We start from the raw sequence: 19,770 nt of genomic DNA on the forward strand, positions 1-19,770 counted from the left end.
GTTGTTTCCGAGAATTCCGCCCAGGCCAGTCACGGCAGAATTGCTGTCGCTTCGCCTGACGGCACGGGGGAAAAGCTCGTTGAAATTGCCCGGCACGGATAGTGGCTCTTTCGGGCACGGCGATCAGCCGTTCGGATTAATCCGGAATAACCAGTTTGCCTGTCGTGGTTTGTCGCCGCTGGTCTGCCATGATGCCCGGTGGTGCCGACACCGTCGGAGCCGTTCGGATGCTCAAAACAACATCTTAAAAAAGGGGTGAGCCATGCGCACTCACGCAGCGACTGTTCTCGTGACAGGTATCGCCCTTGCGCTGGCCGCCTCGTCACCCCACCCAGTCCAGGCGCAGAGCGATTCTCCGCGGCGGGCCGTCCTGGATTCGTCGTCAAAGCCAATCGGGAAAGTTGTGGCAGCCGAGGGCTCGGTCATCATCGAGCATGTGGGAGCTGTCATTGTCCAGGCAAAAGTCCCGGGCGAATCCATCCAGACCAAGATTGGCGATCCGGTCTATTTGGGCGATGTGGTTCGAACCGATGCCGACAGTCGGGTCGGCATCAACTTCGTGGACGGAACCTCGTTCAACTTGTCGAGCAACGCCCGCATGAAATTGGACGAATATGTCTACGAGCCGGCTGGAAAGTCCAATTCGACGAGCTTCAACCTGACCAAGGGGACGTTCGTCTTTGTTGCCGGCCAGGTTGCGAAGACCGGCGACATGAGGATCGAAACGCCGGTCGCCACGATGGGCGTTCGAGGCACGACACCTCATGTCGAAATCTCAGATGACGGAACCACCAGGTTTTCCACTCTTATCGAAGAGGGCAAGAACAAATATCTGAAGAAGTCCGGCGGCACGGGGTCGCCGCGACCCGAGCAAAGGGCCGAGCACAAGCTCAATCTGAACATCTGCCGCGGGTGCTGACGCTGGTTCTAGCCTCCGCGCAATCGCCAGATCTCAGGGGACGGGGCCTGACATGGAACCAAGATCGTCCGTCGCAAAAAGCGGAGTGGCGCTTGGCGTCCTGCTGTTGATTGGCTTGCCAGTCGCGGCCCAGAATTCCAAGGTGAAGACCAACTATCTCAGTCATATTGAACCGTGCAACGGGGTGGGTGCCACCCCGCTCGATGTCCGGATCGATGCCTGCACGGCTTTCATAGAGGCGAGTCAGGGTACGACGGCAGCTCTGGCTATCGCCTATAACAATCGCGGCAATGCCTACACCGCAAAGGGCGACTACGACAAAGCCATCCGCGATTTCGATCAGTCGATCGCGCTCAAGCCGACATACGCAAAGGCCTTCAACAACCGCGGTGTGGCTTACTTGAGGAAAGGCGAGTATGAGCTCGCGATCGAAGCCTTTGATGATGCGATCAAGCTCGATCCCGACTATGTCGCTGCCTTCGTCAACCGCGCCGGAGCCTATCTGAAGAAGAATGACCACCAGCGCGCGGCGCATGACTACGACGAGGCCATTCGTCTCCAGCCGGATTCGCAGGCCGCACGGAGCGGACGATGCTGGACCCGGGCGGTGCTTGGTGCCTGGCAGGCCGCGCTGGAGGACTGCGACAGAGCGCTTCAATCCGGATCGACCAGCGCCGCCGTGTACGACTCGCGCGGGCTGATTCACCTGAAGATGGGTGAGTTCGGTGCGGCGATCACTGACTACAATTCTGCCTTGCGAGCCGCCCCGGAATTGGCGAGCGCGCTTTTTGGCCGCGGGCTTGCCAAGCTGAAGCAGGGCGACGCGATTGGCGGAGATTCCGACATTTCGGCTGCAAAGACGATTCAGGCCAACATCGGCGACGAGTTCGCGCATTATGGCGTCGGTCGCGACTGAGCTCACGACTGGATCTGGCTCGTCGATCATCGTGGAGGATTTTGTCGAGACGGCAGGCTGCGGCCCGCGCCGGTTCCGCCCGGCGCCGGTGACGACGGGGTGTTAACGTCTCCTTAACCACTTGCTCTCCAGATTTGGAGCGCGAACGCCTAAGCCCACACGCGAGGCGTCGCGACGCGCTGCGCCGGATCAAGTCGCCATTACAGCATTAACAAGTCCTTAATTGGCAAAACCTACATTCGACGACATGGGCCGGCGCCATGTGCCGGTATGGGTCGTCGAACCGGAAGAAATGCCGCCAATGGCGCAGAAGGCTGCCGCTGGATTTGTGTCGCGAGCCCGCGCCCTGGCGTGGGGGGTGTCGCGTCATGTCCGCAACGCACCTGCGCTGGCAACCATCCTCCTGGTCGGCCTGATCGCCGCAAGCCCGGCGCGGGCGGACCCGATCCGGGGCGAGGCCAGTTTTTCGGCCGCCGGCGGCTTCGCGCGTCTCGTGATCAGGCTCGGCGAGGATGTTCCCTCCGAGGTCACGACGGCCGGCTCCATTCTCATTATCCGTTTCGACCGGCCGGTCGACGTGCCCGTCGACCGGGTTCCGGAGGGCGCGCCCGACTACGTCAACTCCGCCCGCCGCGATCCCGACGGCGGCGCCATCCGCCTGTCGCTGGCGCGGCGCGTCACGGTCAACACCATGAATGCCGGCGAGCGCACTTTCATCGACCTCTTGCCCGAGGGCTGGAAGGGGCCGCCGCCGAGCCTGCCCATGGACGTGGTCAAGGAACTCGCCGAGCGTGCGCGCGTCGCCGAACGGGCGCTGCGTGTGCAGCGCGCCGCAGCCGAGACCAGGAAGCGTCCGCAGATCCGTGTGCGCGCTTCGGTGCAGCCGACCTTCGTGCGCTTCGTGTTCGAGATGCCCGACGGTGTCGGCGTGTCTTCCGTGCTCAACGAGCAGAAGCTCACGCTCGCCTTCAACGCCAACCTCAGTTTCGACCTCGCCGACGCAGTCGTCGCCGCGCCGCCGAACGTCGCCTCGATCAAGCAGAAGGCCGACATCGACCAGACCAATGTCGAGATCGCGCTGATCGGCGATTCCGACGTGCACTCCTTCCGTGACGAGAAGAACTACGTCGTTGACGTCTCCTTCCAGCCGGACAAGGGCAAGACGGCTGCGACGCCGGAGGCCGCGATTGCGCAGGCCAAGCCTGCCAGCCAAGGCCATGGACCGGCACCGGCCGCGGAAAAGCCGGCGGCCGAGAAGAAGGACGCCCATCGCGAGATCGCACCGCCGACCTCCGAGACGATCGCGCGCGAAGCCAAGATCGATATCAAGCCCGAGGTGAAGCCGGAAGCGCCTGCCGCGATGCCCGCCGCCGAAGCGCCGAAACCGGCGGCGGCTCCCGCGGCCGAAGCTGCGCACGCTGCGGAAGCGCCCAAGGAAGCGGCGAAGGAAGCGACGAAGGAAGCCGCGAAGCCGACCCCGCCTGTTGCCGAAGCTCCGGCCGCGGCTGCCAAGCCGGCAATCGTCGAGGCGCCCAAGGAGGTCGTGAAGGAAGCGGCGAAGGAGCCGGTCAAGGAAGCAGCCAAAGCTGCGCCCGCCGAGGCGCCGGCCGCGCCGCAGCCGGCCGCACCAAGCGTCGATGCGCGCCGCGACAGCGACGGCTTGCGCGTGACGTTCCCGCTTCAGGTCACAACGCCTGCGGCGGCGTTCCGCCGCGGCGATACCGTCTGGCTGGTGTTCGACACGCCGAAGCCGATCGACGTCGAGGCGATCCGGACCAAGGGCGGGGCGATGATCGGCGAGGTCGGCCGCATCCCCCTCGACAAGGGGCAGGCGGTACGCATCCGTCTCACCCGGCCGCTGGTCTACTCGCTGACGAGCGAGGAGGTCGACAAGGAGACCAACTGGCTGCTGACGCTCGCCGACAAGATCCAGGCGACGCCGCTGCCGCTGATGATGTCGCGCAACATCACCGATCCCGCGCTCGCCAACATCGCGATTCCCTTCGCCAATCCGGGCCTGCTGCACAAGCTCACCGATCCCGACGCCGGCGACATGCTCTATGTCGTCACCGCGCAGCGGCCGGTGCGCGGCTTCATCAAGCGTCAGGACCTCGTCGATCTCTCGCTGCTGGAATCCGCCCATGGCATCGCGATCCGGCCGAACTCCGACGAGGTCGGCGTCGAGGTCGGATCCGACAAGGTCATTCTCGGCAAGAAGGGCGGACTGACGTTGTCGCCGGTCGACATCTCCGCCGAGCGCGCCCCGACCGCGGTGCGCCCGATCTTCAGCCCCGAAGCCTGGCGCAAGGGGCAGTCGGAAAACTTCATAACGCGCCAGAGCGATCTGTTCATGGCGATCTCGGCCGTCGAGCCTGCGCTGCGCTCGCTGCCGCGGCTCGACCTCGCGCAGTTCTACATGTCACGCGCGATGTATCACGAGGCCAAGGCCGTGACCGAATTGATGCTGAGCGATCCGCTCAACAAGGAGGAGAGCGGCGCGCTGATCATGCACGCGATCGCGAGCATCCTGATCGGCCGGCCGGCGCAGGGCCTGAAGGACCTCGCCAATCCCGTGATCGGCAACAGCCACGACTCCCAGCTCTGGAAGGCGCTCGCCTATGCGCGCCAGGGCAAATGGGCGGACGCGCGCGAGAAGTTCAAGAACGTCGAATTCGCGATCGCCTCGCTGCCGCTCGACATCCAGCGCATCGTGACGATGGACGCGATGCGCGCCTCGCTCGAGGTGAAGGACTATGCCGGCGCCTCCAAGCGGCGCAGCGAGCTCGAGATCGTCGGCGTATCGCCCGAGGCTGCGCCCGGCTTCGCCGTTTTGCGCGGCAGGCTCGCCGAGGCGCTTGGCCACGACAAGGATGCGCTCGACGACTACAAGTTCGCGGTCGCCTCGAGCGACCGGCCGGCTGCGGCCGAGGCCAAGCAGCTCGAGGTCGCGTTGCGGCAGAAGCGCGACGAGATCAGCAAGGAAGACGCGCTGCGCGAGCTCGAGACGCTGTCGATGACCTGGCGCGGCGACGCGATCGAGGTCAAGACGCTCCAGATGCTGTCGCAGATGTATGCCGAGAACGGGCGCTACCGGGACGCGCTCACGGCGGCGCGCACCGCGACGAAGCTGCAGCCGAATGCGGAAGCCTCGCGCCAGGCGCAGGATCTCGCCTCCGACCTGTTCACGCAGATCTTCCTGGGGCCCAAGGGTGACGAGCTGCCGCCGGTCGAGGCGCTCGGGATGTTCTACGAGTTCCGCGAGCTGACGCCGATCGGCCGCCGCGGCGACGAGCTGATCCGCCGTCTCGCCGACCGTCTCGCCTCGATCGATCTGCTCGATCAGGCCGCCGAGCTCTTGCAATACCAGGTCGACCACCGCCTCGAAGGCGCCGCGCGTGCCCAGGTCGCCGCGCGTCTTTCCATGATCTATCTCGCCAACCGCAGGCCGGACATGGCGATCTCGGCGCTGCGCGCGAGCCGCATCAGCGATCTCTCCGGCGAGCTCAGGCAGCAGCGTCTGCTGCTGGAGGCGCGGGCGCAGAGCGACGTCGGCCGGCACGATCTCGCGCTCGACATCGTCTCCAACGTCTCCGGACGCGAGGTGCTCCGCCTGCGCTCCGACATCTTCTGGGCGGCGCGGCGCTGGCGCGAGTCCGCCGAGCAGATCGAGCTCTATTACGGCGAGCGCTTCCGCGACTTCAAGCCGCTCAATGCGGTGGAGAAGAGCGACATCATCCGCGCCGCCGTCGGCTACGCGCTCGCCGACGATTCGATCGGCCTGTCGCGCTTTCGCGAGAAATACGCGCCGCTGATGAGCGAGAGCGCCGACCGTGTCGCCTTCGACATCGCCAGCAAGCCGGCCGCGGCCTCCAGCGCCGAATTCGCCGAGATCGCCAAGCTGGCTGCGAGCGTCGACACGCTCGACGGCTTCCTGCGCGAGATGAAGCAGCGCTTCCCCGACGCCACCGCCCGCGCGCCAGCCGGGCCGCAGGCCAAGGAAGAGACCGACCACACCGGCTCGCTGCCGAAGATCCCCGCGCTGCGGCAGATCAAGATGACGCGGTAGCAATCTCGCGACGCGAGACAGGTCCGGCTTCGTCGCCTGAGGGTGGCTTTTGCCTCATCCCCCGTAGCTCTGCACCAAGCTCCCAGCCACCAGCGACCAGCCGTCGACCAGGACGAAGAAGATCAGCTTGAACGGCAGCGATATCGTTGCCGGCGGCAGCATCATCATGCCCATCGACATCAGCACGGAGGCGACGACGAGGTCGATGATCAGGAAGGGCAGGAACAGCAGGAAGCCGATCTCGAAGGCGCGCTTCAGCTCGGAGATCATGAAGGCGGGGATGAGGATGCGGAGCGCGAGTTCGTCGGGGGTGGCCGGCGGCGGCTCGCCGGAGAGGTCGAGGAACAGCTTGAGATCCTTCTCGCGCACGTTCTTCTGCATGAAGCCGCGCAACGGGACCGAGGCGCGCTGGAGCGCATCCTCGACGCCGATCTGGTTGGCGACGAGCGGACGGATGCCTTCGTCGTAGGATTTTTGCAGGACCGGCCCCATCACGAAGAAGGTGAGGAACATCGCGAGCGCGATGATCACCGAGTTCGGCGGCGCGGTCGCCGTGCCCATCGCGGTGCGCAGGAGCGACAGCACGACCACGATGCGCGTGAACGACGTCATCATGATCAGGATCGACGGCGCGATCGACAGCACCGTGAGCAGCGCGATGAGCTGAATCGCGCGCTCGGTGACGCCGCCGCCCTGGCCGTCGAGATTGATGCTGATGTCCTGCGCATGCGCCAGGCTTGCGAGCGAAGCCGCGCCGATCAGGACAGAAAGAAAAAGAACTCTACGCGGGAGGGCCGGCAGCCTCACGAAGACGGCTTCGGACGGCCGAGCAGGGAGGCCATCTCGTCTTCGAGATTCTCAAAGCTGGTCTTTTCCGGGGCAGGCTTCGGCGGCGGGGCCGGGGGTGCCGGCGGCTCGCTGCGTGCTGCGCGCGGGGGAGCGGCCGGCGGCTCCGGCGCAACCGGGGGCGCGACCGTCTCGCCGGCCGGGCGGCGCAGCGCAGCCTCTAACCGCTGCGCCATTTCGGCCAGATTCTGTTCGGCGCTTGAGGGCGCAGCAGGAGCGGGGGGCGGCGGCGGAACGGGCGGAGCCTGCGGCACGGGCGGAGGCGGCGGCGCAACCGCGCGCTCGGCGCGCACGGGCGGCACCTTCGCCGGCTCGCTTTGGCGCGGCGGACGCGGCATCAGCGGCGGCTCGCTGCGGGCAACGCGCGGTGGTAGCGGCAGCGGCTCAGGCCGCGGCTCGCGCTCGGGACGCGGCGCGATCGGCTCGGGCGGAAAGCCCGCCAGCGGCGGCTCGCTGCGGCGTTCGGCCAGTGCGGGCGCGGGCCGGCGGACTTCGTCGGCGAAGGACGGGCGCGCGGGCCGCGGCGGCGGCTCGGGCATTTGCGGCTCGGGATGATCGAGCATCTCGGGCCGCGGCACTTCGTCGGCCCAGCTGCCGGCATCGGGCATCGGGGCAAGGCGCGGCGGTTCGGCGGCGTTGGGACGCTGCGGAAGCTGGTCGCGGCCGGGCGCGGCGCGCACGATGTTGGGCTCGACGACGATGTCGGTCGGGCCGCCGATCATCAGGAGGTGTTCGACATTGTCGCGCCGGACCAGCACCAGGCGGCGCCGGCCGTCGACGGCGGCAGCATCGATCACGGCGAGCCGGGGCATCCGGCCGCGCTGGGTGTTGGCGCCGAGCCGGCTGCTGGCGAATCGGCGAACCAGCCATGCAGCGACGCCGATCAACGCCAGAACGACGATGAACGCGACGATGAAGGTGATAGGGCTGCCTTGCATACTTGTCCCCGAGAAATGGCGCTCTTCTCGTGCCAATGGTCAGACGCGCCAACCACCGGCCTACGATGCCCCAAACTGCGATCTCTTAACGTCCCACGGCAAGTTTTGCCGTCCCCAACTCTTAATAACCTATGAATCGCCCGATCCAAAACGACTTCTTGGCCTGTGCATGCGCCGCCAAGCGGTTGGGTTAATGCCACTTTTGGAGGCGTAGAATCACGGGGGAACGAATCCGTGTCCCGGCCCGGGACATGCATCTGTGACATCCTTAACCACCTGTTAACCATACAGGCGGCAAATTCTGCCTAGCTTCGGACCCTGGGTCCGGAAGAGGCGGAAGGAGCCGCGACGATGTCCATCAACGACCTCCCGGTGCTGTCGGCGCTTCGCACCAAGATGCAGTGGCATCAGGAACGCCAGCGCGTCCTGTCCGAGAACGTCTCCAATTCCGACACGCCCAAATTCCGGCCGCGCGACCTGGTCGAGCCGAAGCTCGACAGGGCTGGCGCGGTCACGGGGTCGATGGGCCCGCTGGCAATGACCGTCACCAGCGCGTCTCACATGACGCCATCGGGCGCGGCCTCGGGTTTCGACCAGAACAGGAATGCCGGCTTCGAGACCCGCCCTGCGGGCAACGCCGTCAATCTCGAAGAGGAGATGATGAAGGCCGCCAGCAACCAGATGGATTACGCGGCGGCGACCTCGCTCTATTCGAAAAGCCTGCGTCTGCTCAAGACCGCGATCGGCAAGGGCTAGAGCATGATCCCGGAACAGAAGAGCTAGAGGAGGCGCATCATGGCCAATGACAGCAGCGACTTTGCCCGCTCGATGGCGATCGCGACCTCCGGCCTGCGCGCGCAGGCCGGGCGCATGCGGGTGATCTCGGAGAACATCGCGAACGCGGATTCGACGTCGCAGACCGCAGGCGGCGATCCCTACCGGCGCAAGGTGCCGACCTTCTCCTCCGCGCTCGACCGCACGCTCGACGCGCAGGTCGTCACCCTCGGCAGGATCAAGCCGGACCAGTCGAACTTCCGCACCAAATACGAACCGAACAATCCGGCCGCCGATGCGACCGGCAACGTCAAATATCCCAACGTGAACTCGGTGGTCGAGATGACCGACATGCGCGACGCGCAGCGGTCCTACGAGGCCAATCTCAACATCATCAGTGCGACGCGCCGGATGATCCAGCGCACGCTCGACATCCTCAAGAGCTGAACAGGACATTTGAGCCATGGCATCACCGACAATCGCCGCCAACGCCTATGCCAACCTTGCCCGCGTGCTGGAGAACAGCGGCGCCGGCAAGGGCAGCGAAGCAAGCGGGCAGTCCTTCGCCTCGCTCCTGAAGGACGCCGTCGGCAGCGTCATGGAGTCCGGGCGCAAATCCGACGCGCAGACCGTGGCGATGGCCGCCGGCAAGGCCAACGTGATGGACGTGGTGACGGCGGTCGCTGACACCGACGTTGCCGTCTCCACGCTGGTCTCGGTCCGCGACCGCGTGATCTCGGCGTATGAAGACATCATGAAGATGCCGATCTGATTTTTGGCGCGTCATTCCGGGGCGGTGCGAAGCACCGAACCCGGAATCCCGAGATTCCGGGTTCTCGCTTCGCGAGCCCCGGAATGACGACAAACAACTCAAAGTGAGAAATCGAAAATGACCGGACCCGAGACCCTCGACGTCGCGCGCGATGCGATCTGGACGATCGTGATCGTGTCGTCGCCCCTGATGGTGGTCGGCCTCGTGGTCGGCGTGATCGTGTCGCTGTTCCAGGCGCTGACGCAGATCCAGGAGCAGACGCTGATCTACGTGCCGAAGATTCTGGCCATCTTCGCCACAATGCTGTTGGCGCTGCCGTTCATGGCCGACTCGCTCCACGCCCACATGCTGCGGATATCGTCGCGAATCATCGGCGGCTGAGGCAAGATGCGTAGATTATGCGCATCGACGTCTCGCTGCTGCCGGCGCTTGCGGCGGCCTTCATGCTCGTCTTCGCCCGGGTCGGCGCGATGGTGATGCTGTTGCCGGGCCTGGGCGAGACCAACATCCCGACTCGGGTGAAGCTGTCGATCGCGCTCCTGCTCACGCTGATCATCCTGCCGCTGCATCGCAGCGCCTATCACGTCGACATGGGCTCGCTGGCGCCGCTTCTGGTGCTGATGTTGCATGAGATCGCGATCGGCATCGTGCTGGGGGCAACCGCGCGCGTGACGCTGTCGGCGCTCCAGGTTGCGGGTTCCGTGATCGCGCAGCAGATGGGGCTCGGCTTCGTCACCTCGGTCGATCCGACGCAGGGACAGCAGGGCGTGCTGGTCGGCAACTTCCTGACCATGCTCGGGGTGACGCTGCTGTTCGCCACCGACAGCCATCACCTGGTGATCGCGGCGCTGAACGACAGCTATGCGATCTTCTCGCCGGGCGAGACCGTGTCTAGCGGCGATGTCGCCTCGCTTGCAACGCGCGCCTTCGCCGCCGCGTTCCGCCTCGGCCTGCAGCTCTCCGGACCGTTCCTGGTGTTCGGCCTCGTCTTCAACATTGGGCTCGGGGTGCTGGCGCGGCTGATGCCGCAGATGCAGGTCTATTTCGTCGGCGTGCCGCTGTCGATCTTCGCCGGCTTCCTGGTGCTGGCCGTGGTGCTCACCGCGATGATGGGCACCTTTCTGGACTATTTCATCGGTGTCATGCACCAGATGATGCCGCTCAAGTAGGTGATCGATGGCGGAAGACAACGATCCAGAGAGCCAAACAGAAGACCCGACGCAAAAACGCCTCGACGAGGCGCTCGAACGCGGCGACGTCGCCAAGAGCCAGGAGATCAACACCTGGTTCATGATCGCTGGCGGCACGCTCGTGGTCTCGACCTTCTCGGGCTCGGTGGGCAGCGGGCTGGTGACGCCGATGCGCAACCTGCTCGCCAATTCCTGGATGATCAAGACCGACGGCCGGGCCCTGCTTGCGCTGCTGCAGCAGATCGAATTCGCGGTGCTTGCGGCGATCGGCGTGCCCCTGCTGATGCTGGTGCTGGCGGCCGTCGCCGGCAACATGCTCCAGCACCGCTTGGTCTGGTCGGCCGAATCCCTCAAGCCCAAATTCAGCAAGCTCTCGCCCGCGGCCGGTTTCAAGCGCATCTTCGGCAAGCAGGCGGCCGCGAACTTCCTGAAAGGCCTCGGCAAGCTGATCGTGCTCGGCGTGGTCATGGGCACGATCCTGTGGCCGGAGCGGCATCGCATGGAGGCGATGGTCAGGCTCGATCCGGCCGCCATGCTCGGCGCCACCACCAGCTTGACCATTCACCTGCTCGGCGCGGTGGTCGCGGCGCTCGCGATCATCGCCATAGGCGACTACTTCTTCCAGTACCGAAGCTGGTTCCAGCGGCAGAAGATGTCGCTCCAGGAGATCAAGGAAGAGTTCAAGCAGTCCGAAGGCGACCCGCATATCAAGGGCAAGATCAGGCAGCTGCGGCAGCAGCGCGCCAAGAAGCGCATGATGGCGGCGGTTCCCAAGGCCTCCGTGATCATCACCAACCCGACCCACTTTTCGGTGGCGCTGTCCTACGAGCGCGGCATGCAGGCACCGATCTGCGTCGCCAAGGGCGTCGACAATCTCGCCTTCAAGATCCGGGAGATCGCGCGCGAGCACGACATCCCCATCGTCGAGAACGTACCGCTGGCCCGTGCGCTCTACGCCACCGTCGAGATCGACCAGGAAATCCCGACCGAGCACTACCATGCGGTCGCCGAGGTCATCGGCTACGTCATGCGGCTGAAGCGCGGATTCGGCGCCGGGCGGGGATAAAATACCCGAAAAGTACCGGAAATGGCCGTAATCTGGGAATCAGCGTACCTTTCGCCCTTGCTGCCCTTGCGCCTGCGGGTCCGATTCAGGCAGGGAGGACCCCACGCGCGCCGCAGCGCGTTGATTCTCTGCCGACAGGCTGCGCCAGCTCGATATGACTGCTGAGACCGACCACGACCTCACACGCGAGCCCGTTGCGGCGCACGAGCCTTCGCCGCGCTCGGGCAGCATTGCGCTGGTGCTGTTGGTGGCCGCCGGCCTGGTCGCGGTCGCCGTCGGGCTGATGACGCTCGGCCGCGCGCAGGCGCAGCCCTATATCCTAGGTATCCTCGCCGTGCTGGCGATGGTCGGCCTGTTCAACCTGTTCGCCTTCGCCGCCGGCATCATCCGCTTCGCCGACCGCAGTCTCGACGATCCAGTCGTGGGTCGTATCGCCGATCATGGCTTCGACGGGCTGGCCGTGACCGATCCGCGCGGCCACGTGGTCTATTCCAACGCGGCCTATCTGACGCTGACCGGTGCCACGGGCCCGCAGGACGTGCGCCCCGTCGAGCGCGTCTTCATCGGCAATCCCGACGTCTCCGAAGCCGTGTTCCGTCTGCTGAAGGCCGCCCGGGAAGGCAAGCGGCAGCAGGAAGAGGTGCGCATCTCCGGCCACGACGGCAGCCAGGGCCGCTGGCTGCGCATGCGGGTGCGCCCGCTCGGCACCGGAAAGCGCGAGGCGAAATACGCGGTGTGGTCGATCGCCGACATCACCCGCGACCGCGAGCGCCAGGAGGACGTGTTCCAGGAGCTCCAGCATGCGATCGAATATCTCGATCACGCGCCTTGCGGCTTCTTCTCGGTCAATCCGGCCGGCGAGCTCGCTTACGTCAACGCGACGCTGGCGAACTGGCTCGATTACGACCTCGCCGAGATCGGCTCGGGCGGGCTGAAGCTCTCCGACATCGTCTCCGGCGATGGCGCTTCGCTGCTCAGCTCGATCGTGGCGGTGCCGGGCGAGGTGAAGACCGAGGTCTTCGATATCGACCTGCGCATGCGCACCGGCAAGACCATGCCGGTGCGGCTCTATCACAAGCTCGCCTTCGGGGCCGACGGCGCGCCGGGGCCGTCGCGCACGCTCGTGATCAGCCGCGCCCGCGACGAGCGCAGCGATCCGGACCGCGCCGCCGAAGTGCGTTTCATGCGCTTCTTCGACCACACGCCGATGGCGATCGCCACCGTCGACCGCGGCGGCAACGTCGTGCGCGCGAACGCGCGCTACGCCAAGCTCGCGCAGGGCCTCGGCCTCGACAGCGCCAGCAAGTCGATCTTCCGCGCCATCAATTCACGTGACCGCCACCTGGTGATCACGGCCATCAACCAGGCCGCCGAAGGCAAGGCCGACATCGCGCCGGTCGAGGTGGCGCTGGAAGGAACCAAGGAGCGCTGGGGCCAGTTCTTCGTCACGCCGGTCGACGCTGCCGAGAACGACGCTGAAGCCGCCATCGTGCACATGCTCGAGACCACCGAGCGGCGCGCGCTGGAGAACCAGATCAACCAGTCGCAGAAGATGGAGACGGTCGGCCAGCTCGCCGGCGGTATCGCCCACGACTTCAACAACGTGCTGTCCGCCATCATGATGGCGAACGACTTCCTGCTGAACGCGCACAAGCCGACCGATCCGTCGTTCCAGGACATCATGCAGATCAAGCAGAACGCGACGCGCGCCGCGACACTGGTGCGGCAGTTGCTCGCGTTCTCGCGGCGGCAGACGCTGCGCCCGCAGGTGCTGGATCTCGGCGATGCGCTTTCCGACCTCACCATGCTGCTGCGCCGGCTGATCGGCGAGAAGGTCAAGCTCGACCTGATCCACGGCCGCGACCTCTGGCCGGTGAAGGTCGACGTCTCCCAGTTCGAGCAGGTGATCGTCAATCTCGCGGTGAACGCCCGCGACGCCATGCCCGACGGCGGCAAGCTGATCATCCGCACCGCCAACGTCGCCACCGAGGATGCGGGCAAGCTCGCCTACAAGGGCATGCCGGCGGCGGACTATGTGCGGATCGAGGTCGCCGACACCGGCACCGGCATCCCCGCCGACATCCGCGACAAGATCTTCGAGCCGTTCTTCTCGACCAAGGAAGTCGGCAAGGGCACCGGCCTCGGCCTCTCCACCGTCTACGGCATCGTCAAGCAGACCGGCGGCTTCATCTATGTCGACTCCGAGCCGGGGCAGGGTACCTCGTTCCACATCTTCCTGCCGCGCCACCATGCCGAGCCGGAAGTGCAGGTCGAGCAGCCCGCGGCAGTGGTCAGCACGGCCAATGGCGCCGCGAAGGAAGCCGTTCCCGCCACGGCCGAAGCGAAGCCGCGCACCGATCTGACCGGACAAGGCACGATCCTTCTCGTCGAGGATGAAGAAGGCCTGCGCGCCCTCAACGCACGCGGCCTGCGCTCGCGCGGCTACACCGTGGTCGAGGCCGAGAACGGCGTCGAGGCCATGGAGATGCTGGAGGAGCAGAGCGGTGCGATCGATCTCGTCGTCTCCGACGTGGTGATGCCGGAGATGGACGGCCCGACGCTGCTGAAGGCGATGCGCGAGAAGAACCCTGATATCAAGTTCATCTTCGTCTCCGGCTACGCCGAGGACGCGTTCGAGAAGAGCTTGCCCGAGGGCCAGCAGTTCGACTTCCTGCCAAAGCCGTTCACGCTCAGCCAGCTCGTGGCGGCGGTGAAGGAGACGATGACGAAGCAGGGGTGAGCGCTGCGCGTGGGATGACACACCGCGCGGCAATCTCTGCCGTCGTCCTGGCGAACGCCAGGACTTATACGCGTGATCCGTCGATTGCGCGCTGCCAATCCCGAACGACCAGTCTTCGCCAAACCGCCTCTTGGGATAATGGGTCCTGGCGTTCGCCAGGACGACATCGAGGAGACAGCGCGCAATTGTCCCAACACCGTCATTGCGAACGTGGCGAAGCAATCCAGACTGTCTCCGCGGAACCAGACTGGATTGCCTTGTCGCAAGGGCTCAATGACGAGGAAAAAGCGGAATTTTAGCCCTAAAGGCCGCCGGTAACGGGCGACCATGGCCCTTCGCGCGCGGCCCGGCCAAACCCCCGCCGAATATGGGCTTTTGCCACATCCCCGCGACTGAGGGCCGCAGCTACAAGTTCCGAAACCGGCTTCACTTTTCGCTCCGGCTGCCCATCTTAGGGGCACGTCCCCATGCCGGGGATTTGGGAAACGAACATGAATTTCTCGCAACGCTCCCGCAGTCTCTTCAAGACGATCGCCGTCGTGCTGGCGCTTGCGCTGCCGACAGCGCTGGCGATCTCGTCCGCCGACGCGCGCGTCGGTGGCGGCATGTCGTCGGGTTCGCGCGGCTCGCGGACCTATTCGGCGCCGCCGTCAACCACGACCGCTCCGGGCTCGACCTCGCAGTTCAACCGCACCTACACCCAGCCGGGCGCAGGCATGAATTCGGCCGCGACCGCGCCCGCGCGCGGCGGCCTGTTCGGCCGCGGCGGCGGTTTCCTGGGTGGCCTTGCGGCCGGCTTCCTCGGCGCAGGCCTCTTGGGCATGCTGTTCGGCGGCGGCCTGTTCGGCGGCCTCGGCGGCCTGTCGTCGATCCTGGGCCTGATCATCCAGATCGTGCTCGTGGTGTTCGTGGTGCGGCTGGCGATGTCGTGGTGGCAGCGCCGCCACACGCCGCAGGCGGCCTATGCCAACGCTGATGCAGGTGGCGGTCCGGGACCGCAGACGAGCTATCGCAGCGGCCTCGGTGGCGGTCTCGGCGGCTTCGGTTTCGGCGCCAACAACGCGCCGCTCGAGATCAAGCCGGTCGACTATGAGGCGTTCGAGCGCCTGCTCGGCGATGTCCAGACCGCATGGTCGAACGAGGACGTGGCCAAGCTGCACACGCTCGCGACGCCGGAAATGGTCTCCTATTTCGAGCAGGACCTCGGCCAGAACCGCGCGCGCAACGTCGTCAACAAGGTCACGAACGTGAAGCTGTTGCAGGGCGACCTCGCGGAAGCCTGGCGCGAGGGTGAGACCGACTACGCCACGGTGGCGCTGCGCTTCGCGCTCACCGACAAGACGCTCGACCGCAACACCGGCGCTGTGGTTGCCGGCAGCGAGCAGCCGGGTGAGGTCACCGAAGTCTGGACCTTCGCCCGACGCCCGGGCGGCACCTGGGAATTGTCGGCGATCCAGCAGACCAACTGATCGCGAGCGAATTGAACAATCAGGGCGTCGTGCTTCGGTACGGCGCCTTTTTCTTTGAGCCGCATATATCCCCGATCCGGCCGACCATTTGGGCGAAGCACTTAATTGCTTGTTGCCCGCGCGCAGCTCCCGCAATTTCGCGCCTGCCGGTCAGCGAAGGAGATATTCGGTGAGTCAGTCTGTCGCGCGCTCCAGGACAAATCACGAAACCATCGCCAGGAATTCGTCATCGGCGCTGGAGGCGATCGAAACGGCGTATGACCGGATCGAGGCCGAGCGCGACCGCAATTGCTGGATCTATCTCCGCCCGCGGAAGGAGGCACTGGAAGAATGCCGCAAGCTGGTGGCGCGCGCGCGGACGGGCGAAAATCTTCCGCTGCTCGGCATTCCCTTCGGTGTGAAGGACAATATCGACGTCGAGGGAATGCCGACCACCGCCGCATGCCCGGCGTTCAGCTACACGCCCTGGCATTCCGCTCACAGCGTCGAACGCCTCACCGCGGCCGGCGCAATTTGTCTCGGAAAGACCAATCTCGACCAGTTCGCCACAGGCCTGTCCGGCGCGCGTTCGCCCTATGGCCCCTGCGCGTCGGTTGCCGACGCGCGCTATGTTTCGGGCGGCTCCAGTTCCGGGTCCGCGGTCGCCGTGGCGGCCGGGCACGTCGCGTTCGCGCTCGGCACCGATACCGGCGGATCCGGCCGCATACCTGCCGGCTTCAACAACATCGTCGGAATCAAGCCGACCGTTGGGCTGGTGTCATCACGCGGGCTGGTGCCGAATTGCCCGACGATCGATTGCGTCTCGGTGTTCTGCAATACCGTCAGCGACGGCGAGGCGATCATCGAAATTATCGAGGGGTTCGATTTCGAAGATCCCTACAGTCGCTTGCCCAGGGTCGTTTCCTTCGCCACAGGGACGGTGCCATCGTTCCGGTTCGGCCGCATCGCGTCCGCCGATCTCGAATGCTTCGGCATGCCGGAATGCGGCGAGCTCTATGAGCGCGCCTGCGAGCGTTTCACGCAGATCGGAGGAACGGCGATCGAGGTGGACTTCGCCCCGTTCCGCCAGGCCGGGGAGTTGATGTTCAGCGGGCCCTGGGTCGCGGAGCGGCACTCGGCCATCGCTTCGCTGATGGACATCGATTCCGGCTCCCTGCTTGACGTCACGAGGACCGTGCTGGGCTCAGCCGCCGGCTATTCAGCGATCGACACGTTTGGTGCCATTCACCGGTTGCACCGACTTCGCCGCGACGCCGAGGCGATCTTTGCGGGTATCGATGCGCTGCTGGTCCCGACCGCACCGCGGCCGTTCACGCTGGAGGAGATGGATCGCGATCCGATCACGCTCAACAATCGCCTCGGCTACTACTCGTACTTCGCCAATCTGCTCGATCTCTGCGGCGTGGCGGTTCCGAACGCGACATTGCCGAACGGCATGCCCATGGGCGTGACCCTGCTGGCGCCGGCCTGGCATGATCGCGCGCTGATCGGACTGGCGCGGCGGTTCGAGGCCAGTGCAGGCCGAGCGGCTTTCGAATTGAAGTCTGGCGGCTGAAGGGCGGATATTATTCCATCCCTTGCCCGAGCGTCGAAAGATCCAGGATCGAAATCACGGATCTGTCGTACCTGATCACGCCTTCCTCCTGGAGCCGCGCGAGTTGCACTGTCACCCATTGGCGGGTGGAGCCGATGAGATTGGCGAGATCGCCGTGGGTAAACGGCATCCCGACGACGATCTCGCCGCCGCGCTTCACGCCGTAGACGTGCGACAGGAAGATCAACAGGCTGTGCAGCCGCTCGGTCACCGAGCGCGTCCCGAGCATCTGGGCCATCGCCGAATAGCATCGCGCCTTGAATGCCAGGGCATCCAGCAAGGCGACGGCGATCGTCGGCGATTCCAGCGCAAGCCGCCGCAGCGCCGGTCCGGGCATGAACGTCAACCGGCTGCGTTCGGCCGCAACCGATGTCCACATGTGCGGGCCCGTTCCGAATATATCGGGGCCGCCGACGAAGTTGCCGGGAAACCAGTAGGCGAGCGTGACCTCGCGCCCCGACGGCGCCGCATAGTAGCTGCGGATGCGTCCCTCGCTGATCAGGTAGATCCCGGCCTGTGTGTCGCCCTGAGACCAAACGAGTTGGCCGGCTTCCAGGGCCTTCTCGCGTCCGATCGCACGCAGCCGATTGCAATCGGCCCGGCTGAGACCGTCCAGCAAGCCGGGCAGCGGCCTGACGAGATTGTCCGACTCGGCCAGCATCACGCCTGCCGCTATCGCGCTATTCGCCCTGTGCATCGCCGGCTCCACTGTGAGACCCGGCATCGATTATTCAAGAACCATGCCAGCGCTGCCGGCTGCAGCTCGATTTCCGAGTTCTGGGCGATCAGCTCGCGTCCGACTGATTGAACGCCCGCAGCCCTTCTGCGCGGATGTCGTCGAGACAATCCTTCTTGAGGGAGAGATAGGTTGGCTCGACCATGACGGCACTCGACCGCGGGCGCGGCAGCTTGACCGCGACTTCGCGCAGGATGCGGCCGGGTCCCGCGCTCATGATGAGGACGCGGTCGGCCAGCACGATGGCTTCATCGATGTCATGGGTGACGAACACGATCGTCGCCTTGATCCGGTCGCGCAGCTCCAGCAGATTGTCTTGCATCACCGCCCGGGTCTGGGCGTCGAGGGCTCCGAAGGGCTCGTCCATCAGCAACACGCGGGGCTGATTGGCCAACGCTCGCGCGATCGCCACGCGCTGTTGCATGCCGCCGGACAGCGTGTTCGGATAGGCGTCGGCGAAACGCTTGAGACCGATCATCGCGATCAGATCGTCGGCGATGGCATTCGCTTCCGTCCTGGACTTCCCAAGCATCCTGGGGCCGTGGGCGATGTTCTTGCGGACAGACTTCCAGGGGAAAAGATGCGGCTGCTGGAACACCATGCCGACATCGGGCCGCGGGCTGTAGACACGCGAGCCCTCGACCAGGATGTCGCCTTCAAACGGCACTTCCAGTCCGGCGATCGTATTGAGCACCGTCGACTTGCCGCAGCCGGAGGGCCCGACGATGCAAACGAACTCGCCTGGCGCCACGTCAAAGGAAACGCGATCCACCGCGATGGTCTGCCCGCGATTGGTGTCAAATACGATGCTCAGGCTTGAGACTTGAATGGCCGGTTGTTTCCGCGCCGATTCGACGGAGGCCGGCGAACTTGCCAGAGCCAGTTTCATGATCGATCGAGGTCCCGACATCAGCGCCACCAGACAGTACGTTCTGCAAGCGCCGAAAACAGCCGGTCGGCAATGAACGAAATCAGCCCGAGCGCTGCGAGCCCGCCCATGACCTGGCCCGTTTGCAAATTCTGCTGCGCAATCTCGATCCTGTAGACAATGCCGGCGAAAGCGCCGGCAAGTTCGGCCGCGACAAGCGTGTAGAAGGAGATGCTGACGGCGGTGCGCAACCCGACCACGATGTAGGGAAGCGCGCCCAGCAGCACGATCTCCTGCAGCATCTGCCGCCGGGGCGTGCCGAGCATCAACGCCGCCCGAATGAGACCGCGGTCGACCTTCTGCACGCCGATGTGGGTCGAGAGCCAAACCGTGAAGAACACGCCCCATACGACGAGGAACAGTTTTCCCGCTTCCGACAGGCCGAACCAGAGGATGACGATCGGCACGAAGGCAATCGGCGGAATTGGCCGCAGGATATGGAATAGCGGGGACAGCAAGCTCGAGATGACAGGGAATTGGCCGGTGAGGATGCCGAGCAGGATGCCGAGCGCGCCGCCCACGATGAACCCCGTGGTGACGCGAAAGAGGCTGGCCAGCAGATCGCCAAGGAACTGTCCGCTTCGTATCCACTCGAGGACCGCCGCAGCAACCACCGTCGGCGGCGGAAACAGCACCATGTTGACGGCCCCGGAACGGGAGACCAGTTCCCAGAGACCGACGAACAAGGGAAGCGAAAGCGCCCCGACCAGAATGTTGAGACGGCGAAGACGGGCTGAATTCGGCCGCCGACCGTGACCGTCGGTGCGGAGAGCAATTTCCTGTCGTGCTGAAGTGCCGTCCTGCATGGCTGTGCGG

The 19,770-nt window shown here is 65.4% G+C and carries 17 protein-coding genes; 12 read left to right on the forward strand and 5 right to left on the reverse strand.

The window, feature by feature from the left end; all coding sequences use genetic code 11:
• Positions 1-262: 262 nt before the first annotated feature.
• From EI171_RS18255 to EI171_RS18265, 3 genes are all read left to right on the forward strand, one after another.
• A complete protein-coding gene (locus tag EI171_RS18255; RefSeq protein ID WP_161534332.1) occupies positions 263-919 on the forward strand; it encodes a FecR domain-containing protein in 657 nt (218 codons plus the stop codon).
• Positions 920-1,004: 85 nt separating this feature from the next.
• Positions 1,005-1,835 (forward strand): tetratricopeptide repeat protein, encoded by an 831-nt coding sequence (locus tag EI171_RS18260; RefSeq protein WP_246740582.1) that lies wholly within the window; start codon positions 1,005-1,007, stop codon positions 1,833-1,835.
• Positions 1,836-2,136: 301 nt separating this feature from the next.
• Complete coding sequence (locus tag EI171_RS18265; RefSeq protein WP_161537030.1) at positions 2,137-5,901, forward strand: tetratricopeptide repeat protein; 3,765 nt, start codon at positions 2,137-2,139, stop codon at positions 5,899-5,901.
• A 54-nt stretch (positions 5,902-5,955) separates the two neighbouring features.
• On the opposite strand, the gene fliP is transcribed toward EI171_RS18265, so the two are convergent.
• Together fliP and EI171_RS18275 are read right to left on the reverse strand one after the other, a co-directional pair.
• On the reverse strand, positions 5,956-6,708 hold the full coding sequence (fliP, locus tag EI171_RS18270) for a flagellar type III secretion system pore protein FliP (protein WP_161534334.1): 753 nt from the start codon (positions 6,706-6,708) through the stop codon (positions 5,956-5,958).
• On the reverse strand, positions 6,705-7,685 hold the full coding sequence (locus tag EI171_RS18275) for a flagellar biosynthetic protein FliO (protein ID WP_011088558.1): 981 nt from the start codon (positions 7,683-7,685) through the stop codon (positions 6,705-6,707). Before EI171_RS18275 ends, fliP begins: the two co-directional genes overlap by 4 nt.
• A gap of 351 nt (positions 7,686-8,036) precedes the next feature.
• On the opposite strand from EI171_RS18275, the gene flgB reads away from it, so the two are divergent.
• From flgB to atzF, 9 genes are all read left to right on the forward strand, one after another.
• Entirely contained in the window at positions 8,037-8,441 is a 405-nt protein-coding gene (gene flgB / locus EI171_RS18280) for a flagellar basal body rod protein FlgB (protein WP_011088557.1), read from the forward strand.
• 39 nt (positions 8,442-8,480) lie between these two features.
• Positions 8,481-8,906 (forward strand): flagellar basal body rod protein FlgC, encoded by a 426-nt coding sequence (gene flgC / locus EI171_RS18285; RefSeq protein WP_007602149.1) that lies wholly within the window; start codon positions 8,481-8,483, stop codon positions 8,904-8,906.
• 16 nt (positions 8,907-8,922) lie between these two features.
• Positions 8,923-9,231 (forward strand): flagellar hook-basal body complex protein FliE, encoded by a 309-nt coding sequence (gene fliE, locus EI171_RS18290; protein WP_011088556.1) that lies wholly within the window; start codon positions 8,923-8,925, stop codon positions 9,229-9,231.
• 117 nt (positions 9,232-9,348) lie between these two features.
• On the forward strand, positions 9,349-9,612 hold the full coding sequence (gene fliQ / locus EI171_RS18295; RefSeq protein ID WP_011088555.1) for a flagellar biosynthesis protein FliQ: 264 nt from the start codon (positions 9,349-9,351) through the stop codon (positions 9,610-9,612).
• Positions 9,613-9,629: 17 nt separating this feature from the next.
• Complete coding sequence (fliR, locus tag EI171_RS18300) at positions 9,630-10,400, forward strand: flagellar biosynthetic protein FliR (RefSeq protein ID WP_011088554.1); 771 nt, start codon at positions 9,630-9,632, stop codon at positions 10,398-10,400.
• Positions 10,401-10,407: 7 nt separating this feature from the next.
• The gene (flhB, locus tag EI171_RS18305) at positions 10,408-11,487 is read left to right on the forward strand and encodes a flagellar biosynthesis protein FlhB (protein WP_011088553.1); all 1,080 of its coding nucleotides are present in this window, start codon (positions 10,408-10,410) and stop codon (positions 11,485-11,487) included.
• A 154-nt stretch (positions 11,488-11,641) separates the two neighbouring features.
• Positions 11,642-14,227 (forward strand): cell cycle histidine kinase CckA, encoded by a 2,586-nt coding sequence (gene cckA, locus EI171_RS18310; protein ID WP_161534335.1) that lies wholly within the window; start codon positions 11,642-11,644, stop codon positions 14,225-14,227.
• Positions 14,228-14,694: 467 nt separating this feature from the next.
• On the forward strand, positions 14,695-15,696 hold the full coding sequence (locus tag EI171_RS18315; protein ID WP_161534336.1) for a Tim44 domain-containing protein: 1,002 nt from the start codon (positions 14,695-14,697) through the stop codon (positions 15,694-15,696).
• A gap of 169 nt (positions 15,697-15,865) precedes the next feature.
• Positions 15,866-17,251, forward strand: coding sequence for an allophanate hydrolase (gene atzF, locus EI171_RS18320; RefSeq protein ID WP_161534337.1), 1,386 nt, complete (start codon positions 15,866-15,868; stop codon positions 17,249-17,251).
• A gap of 10 nt (positions 17,252-17,261) precedes the next feature.
• Here atzF and EI171_RS18325 read toward each other — a convergent pair whose 3' ends face one another.
• The 3 genes from EI171_RS18325 to EI171_RS18335 all read right to left on the reverse strand — a co-directional run bounded on the left by EI171_RS18325 (position 17,262) and on the right by EI171_RS18335 (position 19,640).
• The gene (locus tag EI171_RS18325) at positions 17,262-17,987 is read right to left on the reverse strand and encodes a Crp/Fnr family transcriptional regulator (RefSeq protein ID WP_028173302.1); all 726 of its coding nucleotides are present in this window, start codon (positions 17,985-17,987) and stop codon (positions 17,262-17,264) included.
• An 88-nt stretch (positions 17,988-18,075) separates the two neighbouring features.
• Complete coding sequence (locus EI171_RS18330; protein WP_161537031.1) at positions 18,076-18,915, reverse strand: ABC transporter ATP-binding protein; 840 nt, start codon at positions 18,913-18,915, stop codon at positions 18,076-18,078.
• A 20-nt stretch (positions 18,916-18,935) separates the two neighbouring features.
• A complete protein-coding gene (locus EI171_RS18335; RefSeq protein ID WP_231166537.1) occupies positions 18,936-19,640 on the reverse strand; it encodes an ABC transporter permease in 705 nt (234 codons plus the stop codon).
• Positions 19,641-19,770 lie beyond the last annotated feature (130 nt).

The organism is Bradyrhizobium sp. LCT2 (assembly GCF_009931255.1).
In the GTDB taxonomy this organism is placed as follows: domain Bacteria; phylum Pseudomonadota; class Alphaproteobacteria; order Rhizobiales; family Xanthobacteraceae; genus Bradyrhizobium; species Bradyrhizobium diazoefficiens.

Bases quoted from the DNA above. Each gene is read 5' to 3' on its own strand.
- EI171_RS18265 (WP_161537030.1), top strand. From the start codon at position 2,137: ATGGCGCAGAAGGCTGCCGCTGGATTTGTGTCGCGAGCCCGCGCCCTG.
- cckA (WP_161534335.1), top strand. From the start codon at position 11,642: ATGACTGCTGAGACCGACCACGACCTCACACGCGAGCCCGTTGCGGCG.
- flgC (WP_007602149.1), top strand. From the start codon at position 8,481: ATGGCCAATGACAGCAGCGACTTTGCCCGCTCGATGGCGATCGCGACC.
- EI171_RS18275 (WP_011088558.1), bottom strand. From the start codon at position 7,685: ATGCAAGGCAGCCCTATCACCTTCATCGTCGCGTTCATCGTCGTTCTG.
- EI171_RS18325 (WP_028173302.1), bottom strand. From the start codon at position 17,987: ATGCACAGGGCGAATAGCGCGATAGCGGCAGGCGTGATGCTGGCCGAG.
- EI171_RS18330 (WP_161537031.1), bottom strand. From the start codon at position 18,915: ATGAAACTGGCTCTGGCAAGTTCGCCGGCCTCCGTCGAATCGGCGCGG.
- flgB (WP_011088557.1), top strand. From the start codon at position 8,037: ATGTCCATCAACGACCTCCCGGTGCTGTCGGCGCTTCGCACCAAGATG.
- fliQ (WP_011088555.1), top strand. From the start codon at position 9,349: ATGACCGGACCCGAGACCCTCGACGTCGCGCGCGATGCGATCTGGACG.
- fliR (WP_011088554.1), top strand. From the start codon at position 9,630: ATGCGCATCGACGTCTCGCTGCTGCCGGCGCTTGCGGCGGCCTTCATG.
- flhB (WP_011088553.1), top strand. From the start codon at position 10,408: ATGGCGGAAGACAACGATCCAGAGAGCCAAACAGAAGACCCGACGCAA.
- EI171_RS18255 (WP_161534332.1), top strand. From the start codon at position 263: ATGCGCACTCACGCAGCGACTGTTCTCGTGACAGGTATCGCCCTTGCG.
- fliE (WP_011088556.1), top strand. From the start codon at position 8,923: ATGGCATCACCGACAATCGCCGCCAACGCCTATGCCAACCTTGCCCGC.
- EI171_RS18315 (WP_161534336.1), top strand. From the start codon at position 14,695: ATGCCGGGGATTTGGGAAACGAACATGAATTTCTCGCAACGCTCCCGC.